General features: G+C 36.9%; 7 protein-coding genes. 4 read left to right on the top strand and 3 right to left on the bottom strand.

What is annotated here, in order from left to right:
• Positions 1-314: 314 nt before the first annotated feature.
• On the bottom strand, positions 315-641 hold the full coding sequence (locus tag AC13EX_RS19810; RefSeq protein ID WP_048642384.1) for a HesB/IscA family protein: 327 nt from the start codon (positions 639-641) through the stop codon (positions 315-317).
• A gap of 498 nt (positions 642-1,139) precedes the next feature.
• On the opposite strand from AC13EX_RS19810, the gene thiL reads away from it, so the two are divergent.
• A complete protein-coding gene (gene thiL / locus AC13EX_RS19805; protein ID WP_482894014.1) occupies positions 1,140-2,171 on the top strand; it encodes a thiamine-phosphate kinase in 1,032 nt (343 codons plus the stop codon).
• Between the two features lie 32 nt (positions 2,172-2,203).
• On the opposite strand, the gene AC13EX_RS19800 is transcribed toward thiL, so the two are convergent.
• Both AC13EX_RS19800 and rlmD read right to left on the bottom strand, forming a co-directional pair.
• Positions 2,204-2,581 (bottom strand): hypothetical protein, encoded by a 378-nt coding sequence (locus AC13EX_RS19800; RefSeq protein WP_048642386.1) that lies wholly within the window; start codon positions 2,579-2,581, stop codon positions 2,204-2,206.
• Positions 2,578-3,990, bottom strand: coding sequence for a 23S rRNA (uracil(1939)-C(5))-methyltransferase RlmD (gene rlmD, locus AC13EX_RS19795; RefSeq protein WP_482894013.1), 1,413 nt, complete (start codon positions 3,988-3,990; stop codon positions 2,578-2,580). Before rlmD ends, AC13EX_RS19800 begins: the two co-directional genes overlap by 4 nt.
• Before the next feature lie 597 nt (positions 3,991-4,587).
• Between rlmD and AC13EX_RS19790 the strand changes: the two genes are divergently transcribed.
• The 3 genes from AC13EX_RS19790 (at position 4,588) to AC13EX_RS19780 (ending at position 10,423) form a co-directional block, all read left to right on the top strand.
• Entirely contained in the window at positions 4,588-5,085 is a 498-nt protein-coding gene (locus AC13EX_RS19790) for a TlpA family protein disulfide reductase (RefSeq protein ID WP_482894012.1), read from the top strand.
• Between the two features lie 527 nt (positions 5,086-5,612).
• Complete coding sequence (locus AC13EX_RS19785; protein WP_482894011.1) at positions 5,613-6,425, top strand: SDR family oxidoreductase; 813 nt, start codon at positions 5,613-5,615, stop codon at positions 6,423-6,425.
• Positions 6,425-10,423: an AAA domain-containing protein gene (locus AC13EX_RS19780; RefSeq protein WP_482894010.1), complete on the top strand. Its 3,999-nt coding sequence runs from the start codon at positions 6,425-6,427 to the stop codon at positions 10,421-10,423. The genes AC13EX_RS19785 and AC13EX_RS19780 overlap by 1 nt, the downstream gene beginning before the upstream one ends.
• Position 10,424 lies beyond the last annotated feature (1 nt).

Below are 10,424 nucleotides of genomic sequence, written 5' to 3'. Positions count from 1 at the left end.
GTTTTTTAATAGTTTTAAAAAGTCCTTCGAAAAGGAAAAGGACTTGATTGTTGTTAGATTATTTTCAAAAAAACTACGCTCCCTTTTCTTTCCTAAAAATAATAAAAATTCCTTAACTAAACGACATTGATAATCCGGGTTAAAAATCATTTGTGTAATTGTAGGGCATAAGCCTCTAATACAAATTCTATGGGTAAAAATTGAGTGTATAGCTGGTTTTTTCTTTAATAGTAAAAAAAGAACAATGGCCTAAAACAAAAAAAACTCAGAATAGGATTGCCCTATTCTGAGTTTGTAAGCCGTTTTATAAATATTTAAATAGAAAAGCTTTCACCACAACCACATGTTCTTGATGCGTTTGGGTTTACAAATTGAAAGCCTTTGCCATTTAATCCATCAGTAAACTCTAAAGTAGTTCCTGCCAGGTATAGCAAGCTTTTCCTATCCACGATTATTTTCACTCCTTTATCTTCAAAAACATGGTCTGATTCCGAGGTGACATTGTCAAAACCTAAGTCGTACATTAAACCAGAACAACCTCCGCCTTTTACTGATACCCTTATGTTTTCTTCGTCATTCCTATTTTCTTCCTGTCTAAGTTCAAGGATACGATCCTTGGCTTTTTCTGAAACGATGATCATATCTTCTATAATTTAATTACCCTATTCATTTAACGACAATTAACCAGTAATGTTAGAAATAAATTCCATTTTTCCTACCGAATTCCCCAGCAAAGTTAACAAAACAAAAGCGAATTGATGATATATTTGAACCCGAAATATGCAATAGATATTCTATTACGTGCTGAAATCGCTTTAAAATCAGCCACTTCGTTGCTGTTTTCAATTTCACCATAGCGGTGCTATGCTAAAATCTCCAAACAGGCTGATTTTCTTGCGATTGCAACAGTCATTACGAATCCTATTACATAATCTGGGTTGAATCAGAAGGTTGTTCCTTAATTAATAGAATCTGAATTTTTTTACTATTGGGATTGTATTTAAGCTTCAATTACCCTTATTAAAAACTATACCTGAGAATGCTTAATTAGGGAATGGCACAGCTCATAAATAAATTGTACTTTTGTATTGGAAACAAACAGCCCCATTAAGATGGGTTGTTAGCAGAAAATAAAATTTATGGATAAGGAAAAAAGGACTGAAATTTCAAGCCTCGGAGAGTTTGGGCTTATTGATTTGATCAGTGAGGACATAAAAAGCAATCATGCCAGTTCTATCAAAGGAATTGGTGACGATGCGGCAGTGATTGGAGTTGGTGAGGATCTTCGGGTAGTGACCACCGACTTGCTTTTAGAAGGCGTTCATTTCGATCTTTCCTTCACACCCTTGAAGCATTTGGGGTTTAAGGCGGTAGCGGTAAATGTCAGTGATGTTGCTGCCATGAATGCCATTCCTACTCAAATTACTGTTGGCATTGGGCTGTCAAGTCGGTTCTCTGTAGAGGCGGTAGAAGAACTATATAAAGGAATCAAGCTTGCGGCAACACATTATAACGTAGATATTGTAGGTGGAGACACTACTTCATCTAGAGCTGGCCTGGTTTTGAGTATTACGGCCATAGGTGAAGTAAAGAAAAAAGACATCAGTTATAGATCCGGTGCGAAGGTCAATGATATCATTTGTGCCACAGGAGATTTAGGCGGGGCATTTGTAGGTTTGCAGGTTTTGGAGCGTGAAAAGCAGGTTTTTTTATCCAATCCCAATATGCAACCTGAGCTTGATAAATATCCATACATTACCCAAAGGCAACTAAAACCAGATGCGAGAATGGATATTATACATGAGTTTAAGGAAATGGGTTTGGTTCCTACTAGCATGATAGATATTTCTGACGGTTTGGCATCAGAACTATTTCATATTTGCAAAGCATCGGATGTAGGTGTGGCCATATATGAAGACAAACTCCCAATTGACAAGCAAACTTATGATACTGCTTTTGAGTTAAATTTAGATCCGACTACCTGTGTCCTAAATGGCGGTGAGGATTATGAATTGCTATTTACAATAAGTCAAAAGGACTTTGATAAGTTGGAGAAACACCCGGATATTCATTTTATTGGGCATGTGACTGAAAAAGATAATGGTAAGTACCTTATCAGTAAAAGTGGTACAGCTTTACCTTTAAAAGCCCAAGGCTGGTCTCACTTTTGAGCCCTGCCTTGAGTTAATATTTTGTACATTCCTTATTCATTTGGATAAGGAATGTACAAAAACTTAGTGAATTCTTCATCGACTACAAACAGACAACAGAATTCATCTGGGTCTTTATACGATGCTTTAAATTGTTCAATTCCATCTTCCTTGATTAATTTTCGTTGGATAAACTCATCAAGGTAGGTGATGTAATAATTCCAATCGATAGCCTTTTCTTTTCGGCTTAAAAACAGTTGGCCAATAGGTTGCTCTTCTTTACTAATTGGGAAAATAGGGTATTCGGAAAACTTTCGTTTTCGGACCTGATAGGCAGCCTCCTTAAGGTTTTCGCTTATTTTTATAAAATCACTGCTAATGGTCCCCAAGTATTTCCCATTGAGTTCAGGGTCATTTTCGTTGCTGATCATCCTTGTTCTTTTAATTTTAATAAAACTACATTTTCTACATGATATGTTTGAGGAAACATGTCAACAGGTTGAATTTTGACAATCTCGTATTTGTCCGCTAGTAATGCTACATCCCTAGCTTGTGTGGCGGGGTTACAACTTACATAAACGATTTTTTTGGACTCAAGTCTCAATAGCATCTGAACAACATCTTCGTGCATGCCTGCCCTTGGAGGATCGGTGATCACTACATCTGGTCTTTCATGGTTAGCAACAAAGGTATCATCCAATACATCTTTCATGTCTCCAGCATAAAACAATGTGTTATCTATCTCATTGCGAAGAGAGTTCTCTTTTGCATCCACAATCGCTGGCTCTACATATTCAATGCCAATTACTTGCCTTGCCTTTTTAGCAATAAAGTTAGCAATGGTACCAGTTCCAGTATACAAATCATAAACAACTTCATTACCACTGAGCTCAGCAAACTCTCTGGTCACCTTGTAAAGCTGATAGGCCTGTGAGCTATTGGTTTGGTAAAAGGATTTGGGGCCTATTTTAAATTTTAAGCCCTCCATAGTTTCTTCAATATAATCCCTGCCTGCATAAGTATGTACATCCAGATCTTGAAAGGTTTCGTTCTTTTTAAGATTGACAATGTACAATAAGGCTGTTATTTCAGGGAAACGTTGGTGAAGAAATTCCATCGTTTTAGAGATTCCCTCTTGATCATCATCTCCAAATTGTACGATGACCATGGATTGCCCATCCAAGGTTGTTCTAATGATTAGGTTTCGCAACAATCCTGTTTGATTAATTATGTCGTAAAAAGTCAAACCTTCTTTTAAAGCAAAATCGCCTAATTCATTCCTTACATCATTGGAAATATTGCCTTGTAAGTAGCAATGGTCAATATCAATTATTTTATCAAACCTTTTAGGAACATGAAAACCCAAAGCATTGCGCTCGAATACTTCTCCGGAATCAATTTCTTCGCGGGTTAGCCATCTGTTGTTCGAAAAAGTGAAATCTAACTTATTTCTGTAATATTGGGTTTTCTCCGAACCGATAATAGGAGATACCTCCGGTAATGGAACCTTAGCAATTCTCTCAAACTGATCGATCACTTGTTGTCTTTTGTATGTCATCTGGAGTTCATAGGAGATATGTTGCCATTTACAACCACCACAAACCCCAAAGTGTGCACAAAAAGGAGTAACCCTGTCTGCTGAATATTCGTGAATTTTAATTGCCTCAGCTTCCAAAAAGCTACTTTTCCCTCTGGTAACTCTGACATCTACGACATCACCAGGAGCTACATTACTAACAAAGACAACCTTACCTTCGTGGTGTCCGACACATTTACCTTCCGCAGCTATTCTTTCGATTTTTAACTGCTCGAGGACCTTATTCTTCATTTTTCTTGACATAGGTTACAAAATTAATCATTTTCGGTCAAAGGGTTGAATATTGTCCTTCTTGGTTTCAAACTTTTATATGTCTTGGTCAATGCTGTTCTATATAATTTTTGATTTATCTGTATTTAAAAGGGGGGCTTAGTAATCAAGAGGGTTGAGGTTTCAAGTGGCAGATCGAAGCCCATTGGAAATATCCCTTACCAACGTGCTCTTGGCGAAATGGCAGCACAACATCCAAACCAGATGGGCCCAGCTGTCAGATCACTTACAGACCTTATCGGTTTACTTTACCTTTACCAATTTCTTGAAAATTGACGGGTCAATTTTTTTAATAATCTGTGAAAACATAGCAATATTTCACATGAGAGGTTCAATCTTTGTTGAGGACGCTATAGGAAAAGTTTGTTTGAATTATCAAATTAATTTTATAACTTATGATTTAGTAATTAAGACTTTAAAGAGATAATTAGGAGCAATTTTCAAACTATATTTTAACAGAATTCAATCCATTAATTTTTCTTGCTGTTGGTTAATCAATATTATTAAAGTAGGTCTACTTAAAATCAAAATATTAAGACTTAAAAAAACGATACCCGAAATAAAAATTTCATGAAAAATATTATTTGGACAATAATAGCAACAGTGATCTTAAGTACTTCTTGTTCAAATAATGCGGATAAAATCACTTACCCCAAAGGTTTGAAAACCTTTTCACTAAATGATTCAATAGAATTTGATGAAAAGTGGTATGATTATAAATATAAAATCGTTGTTTACTCAAATGGTTCCTCTACACACCTTATTAAATGGGCTGAGGCAATTGAAAAATTTCCGGAAATAGCCTTTCTATTTTACATAGATAAAAAAGACTCTATTAAAATAAAGGAAAGGTTAAAACAAAGAGAGTTATATTGGCCAGTATTTTACGATCCTGAAAGCAAATTTCTAGAATCAAATGATATTAAAGGCCTAGGAACTCGTCCCTATTATTATTTTATTTTCGCAATTAAAGACGACAAAATAATTGATAGGCCAAAAAAGAAAAACAACCCCATGTTTCCTGAGGATTTTGAGAAATATTTAAATGATTTTTTGTCAGAGAATTAAACAATTAAATTTTAAACGTGATAGTTAAAACTTAAAAAAAAGACTTTCCTGATAAAACCATTAGGTGGTAAACCTACCATTAGGCGAAATGAAAATATTGCCTTTATGAAGAAATGGCGTCCTAATTAACAAGAACCCCATTTAACAAAATCAACAATCACAAAGATTACATTGTGGATAAGCTGCACTGCGATTTTCACTGGTGTAGTAATCAGGCTCACAATTGTAGACTGTCATCATACCACTACAATATTTTATTCTTTGATAACAATAGGCATCTGCTTTAAAAACTGGAACCATACCATTAGTCATAGCAACAGCACTTATAGCCCTTATCATTTTACTTTTCTTGTACCAATTTCTTTAAAATTGAACGGTTAATTTTTTTAATAATATGTGAAAACAATGTAATATTACATATGACGGGGCTCCTTTTTAGGCTCAAACCCAAAATAACTATTTTGGGTATAAAATGGAATCTCTTATTTTTTGTTTAGGACGGAATTGTATCTTGGTTAAAAAAAAATATGGAAATAAAGAATAAAGTGGTTGTTATTACTGGGGCCACCTCAGGAATTGGGCAAGCTTGTGCCCTTATTTTTGGTAAAGCCGGGGCTAAAATTTGGATTACCGGTAGAAGCCGAGTTAAATTAGATGAAACATTGCTTCTGCTTCAAAAGGAAGGAGTTGAGTGTGGAGGTGGTGTTTGTGATGCTGCCAAGGCCGAGGATAATGAAAAAATGGCGCATGAGGTAATCGGGCATTATGGGAAAATAGATATATTGATCAACAATGCAGGGATAAGTATGAGGGCTTTGTTTAAAGATCTGGACTTGAAAGTTTTTCATCAGGTTATGGATATTAATTTTTGGGGTACCGTATATGCTACCAAATACTGCATGGATGAAATTCTTAAAAATAAAGGAGCCATTATTGGGGTCTCCTCCATAAATGGTTTCAGAGGCACACCAGCCAGAACGGCTTATACAGCCAGCAAATTTGCAATGAATGGCTTCTTTGAGTCTTTGCGTACGGAGGTGATGAAATTAGGGGTACATGTGATGGTAGTTTGCCCTGGCTTTACTGCCTCAAATATCAGAAACAATGCGCTTTTGGCAGATGGAAGCAGTCAAAGCGAATCCCCAAGGGATGAGGATAAAATGATGACGGCCGAAAAAGTAGCTGAGGCAATGCTAACAGCACTGCGGAAAAAGAAAAGAGACCTGGTATTAACTAGAGAGGGTAAAATGGCTGCATTCCTGAATAAGTGGGTGCCTGGTATAATGGATAAAATTGTGTACAATCATATGGCCAAAGAAAAAGATTCACCCTTTAAATAATGTCCAAACTAAAAGATGTACTTCGGGTTTATTTGAATAGGTTAGTAGATCTCTCCTCTAATAATCGATCTATATTCCTGCCTAAGATCATTTCAAGTCAAATGATTGATTTGAAGGATTTCCATTTTCTTAATAATCATGCATCTTTTTTTTATATCACTGAATTACTAGGCCGAAAAAGAAATATTCCCTTGATCCAGGTTTTGGATAGCCGGGATCAGAATGTCAATCAACTTTCTATAAGATTAAAACGCCTTAAACAACAAGTCAATTTTACGATTGAGGAGACTGGGGAGAAAAGTCTATTTGTAGGATGGCCATTTGTGGAGGGTAAATTTCTTAATGGGCAGCTTACACGTTGTCCACTTGTGTTTTTTCCAGTTGAACTTATATTAGACAACAAAACCTGGTACCTAAGGAAAAGTGTTGGGGAATTGCCCTTTTTAAACCCTTCCTTTTTATTGGCATATAGTCAGGCAGTAGGGAAACCATTTGATAGTGAATGGTTGGAAGCCTCTTTGGAAGATTTCAGCAAAGATCCAATGGGCTTTCGAACAGACCTTTATCAATTGCTCAAAAATCAGGTGGAATTAAATTTCAGTCGAGAAATATACCAGGATCAACTGGATTTTTTCCCTGACAATTCTAGGGATTATTTCGAAGAGACATTTGATGTGGGGCTACTTAAGTTAAAGCCTTATGCCATTCTTGGTCAGTTTTCTCAAAAAAGTTCTTTTTTGATGGATGATTATGAGCAACTCATCAATCATTCTGATCATGAGAGCTTAGAAGCATTGTTTTCGGATTACTTTGCCAATAAGACGGACAACTCACAGGCCTCTACTGAAAATAATTTATACAATACCTTCTCCATTGATTCCAGCCAAGAGTCTGTGATTCACTATACAAAATCAGGTAATTCCTGCGTAGTTCAGGGACCACCAGGAACAGGGAAGTCGCAACTCATTTGTAATATGCTAGCAGATTTTGCCTCTAGGGGCAAGAAAGTGCTCGTAGTGTCTCAAAAAAGAGCTGCGCTTGATGTGGTTTACCAACGCATCTCTTCACAAGGCATGTCGAATTTCACTGCTTTGGTGCATGACTATAGGGGAGATAGAAAGGAACTCTATAAAAAAATAAATCATCAAATCAGCTCTCTTGAAAACTATCAGGCACTGAACAGGTCCATTGATGCAATACAGCTCGAGCGGAATTTCAGTCAAATGTGCAGGAATATTGAAAGGTTTTCTGACTTTTTTGATGCCTATAAGGAGGCATTGTATGAGACCAGTGATTGTGGTGCCCCAGTCAAGGAGTTATACCTTACTTCAGATTATCGAAGTGTAGGAATTGATATGACTCAGTTTTATCGCTGTTTCCGCTTGGATGAGTTGGATGGGTTTTTAAATGACTTTGAGCAATACCAATACTATTACAAGAAATTTCAGGTTTCAGCTTCATTTTGGCTGCATAGAGTGGATTTTTCGGTTATGGGACCTGAAGCTATTAATGGTGCTTCAGCTACTTTTCAAGAGCTTTTTTCTGTTAAAATCACAGCTAAAAACGATTTGAATTCCATGCTGGCAGATACCTTTGAGTATGGACTTATTTACCAATCCTTCCAGCAAAAAGAAAGAATAGATGCCTTGAGCCTTACCATAAGCGACCAGGAGGTTTATGAAAAGTTTAAGGTGCTTATGAGTCATGATGCGGGCACTTTAGACCTGCTATGGTTGGAGAATAAGGTGGACATGATTAGTAAATTGCTGATGGATCAAGGTGTGGAGTGGGGAATCAGTGATCAGGAGGTAGAGGAAACCCTGCAACATGCGGTCCATTCTTCCAAGCAACTGGAATCTTGGTATGGAAAACTTTCCATGAATGTCAACCCAAAGAAATTTGCCTTAATAAGATCCCTGCTTGAGAAAAATGGGTTAAAAAACAATAAAGAAGACATTGCTATCTTGGTTCAGCGATTGGAAAATCGAATGAATTTAAACCATCAATATGCGCTTTTGGTGCAAAAGAATTGGATTAAACTTCCGGAAAAGCCTTTCACGCTTGAACAATTTGAAGAAGCCGCAGCTTTGCATATCAAAGCATTGAATGCAAGGTTTATCATGAATGAACTGGGTGTTTTAGCCTCCTATTTTTACAAACTACAATTTTCATTTGATCATTTTCAGCATTTATTGGAAGGTGTAAGTGTTATCAATGATTGGGTAGAGGATCATTTTTCTACTTGGAGGGAATACCTTACTGAAATACAAATTAAACACCTACTTAGCTCTGAGGATGAAGAAAAGTTAAATGGAATACAAAGCAACCTTCCAAAAGATATTGACGAATTAACTCGTTTCGATAAGCTCAGGCACAGTATGCTTGAGGAAGAAAAGAAAGTAATAGAGAAATTAATTGATGAATATCCTGACAGTGATTATGAGGCTTTAAAAAACATGTTTTTATCCAGCTTGAAGATCAGTTGGATAAGTCATCTGGAAGCAAAATATCCTGTTTTGAAGGAGATTTATGGCCCTCAAATCAAAAGTAATATTTCTGATTTTGAAAATTCTGTCGAGGAGAAGTTGAAGATAGCTCGTTTTATTATTGAAATGAGATTGAGGGAAGGGGTTTGTGCAGACCTGGAATACAATAGGCTAAACAACCTGATTTCCTATAGGGAATTGGCCCATCAGGTAGGTAAAAAACGCCAAATTTGGTCTGTTAAAAAATTAATTGACCATTACAAAGAAGACATCTTTCGACTTATCCCATGTTGGCTGGCCTCTCCTGAGACAGCCTCCGCATTATTTCCGCTTGAACAATACTTTGATTTGGTGATTTTTGATGAAGCGAGTCAATGTTATTTTGAAAGAGGTTTGCCCCTAATGCTTAGAGGTAAGCAGGTCGTTATTGCAGGAGACGGGCAACAACTCAAGCCTTATGACCTATACCAAACCAGAATTCAATCAGAAGAAGAGGAAACCATGGAAGTGGAGATTGATGCCCTGTTGGATATGGTCGCACAGTACTTCCCAACATTCCATTTACAAACCCATTACCGAAGTGCTACTTTGCCATTGATAGATTTTTCTAATAAGCATTTTTATGAAGGAAAGTTACACATGCTTCCTGATAGGAAAGTCCTGAATAGTGGTGAAAGTGGGCTGAAGTTAATAAGGGTAGAGGGTGTGTGGGAAAACCAAACGAATAAGCTAGAAGCTGAGCAAGTGATTTTGCAATTGCAAAGTTTACGCATGAAATACCCTATGGACAGTATTGGTGTAATTACTTTTAATTACTACCAAATGATACTGATTTCAAGTATGCTTGAGACTGAGGAAGGTCTTTTCCAGGATGAAAATATCAAGGTAAAAAACATTGAAAATGTTCAAGGTGATGAATTTGATCATGTTGTGTTTTCGGTAGGCTATTCTAGAAATCCTGAAGGGAAATTTACGGCTAATTTTGGCTTACTATCTAGAAAAGGTGGTGAAAACAGACTGAATGTGGCCATTACCAGGGCTAGGAAACAGAATATCCTGATTTCTAGTTTGAAGGTGAGTGATTTTAAAGAAAGGCACATGAAAAATCCCGGAATACGGCTTTTAAAAGCCTATTTGATATTTGTCGATGAGGTGCAGCAAGGAAATGCTACCTTAGAACTAAGGCCAGATGCTCCAGGATACGACCGGAATTGGTCTTTTAGAGACAGGCTTATCGGGAGTTATGGCAGTCATGAAGTAGTTGAAAACCCCTACTCGGCAGTGATGGATCTGGAAGTAAAAGAAAAAGACAAGGCCGTGGCGGCAATTCTTACGGATGACCAACGTTTCTTTTCCTCCCGAACGGCAAAGGAGGCTTTTGTGTATCACCCTCGATTATTGACCTCCAGAAATTGGAATATAGTTTTTTTATTCAGTAGGCAATATTGGCTTGATAAGGAGGATTTGTTACAGACCAGGATTGCTCAGGTAAAAACCCAATCTGGTGAATAAA

The sequence above is a fragment of the Cyclobacterium sp. L-R genome, assembly GCF_056859355.1.
Note: the sequence above shows the minus strand (reverse complement) of the source record. Positions and strands in the feature narration are given on the sequence as shown.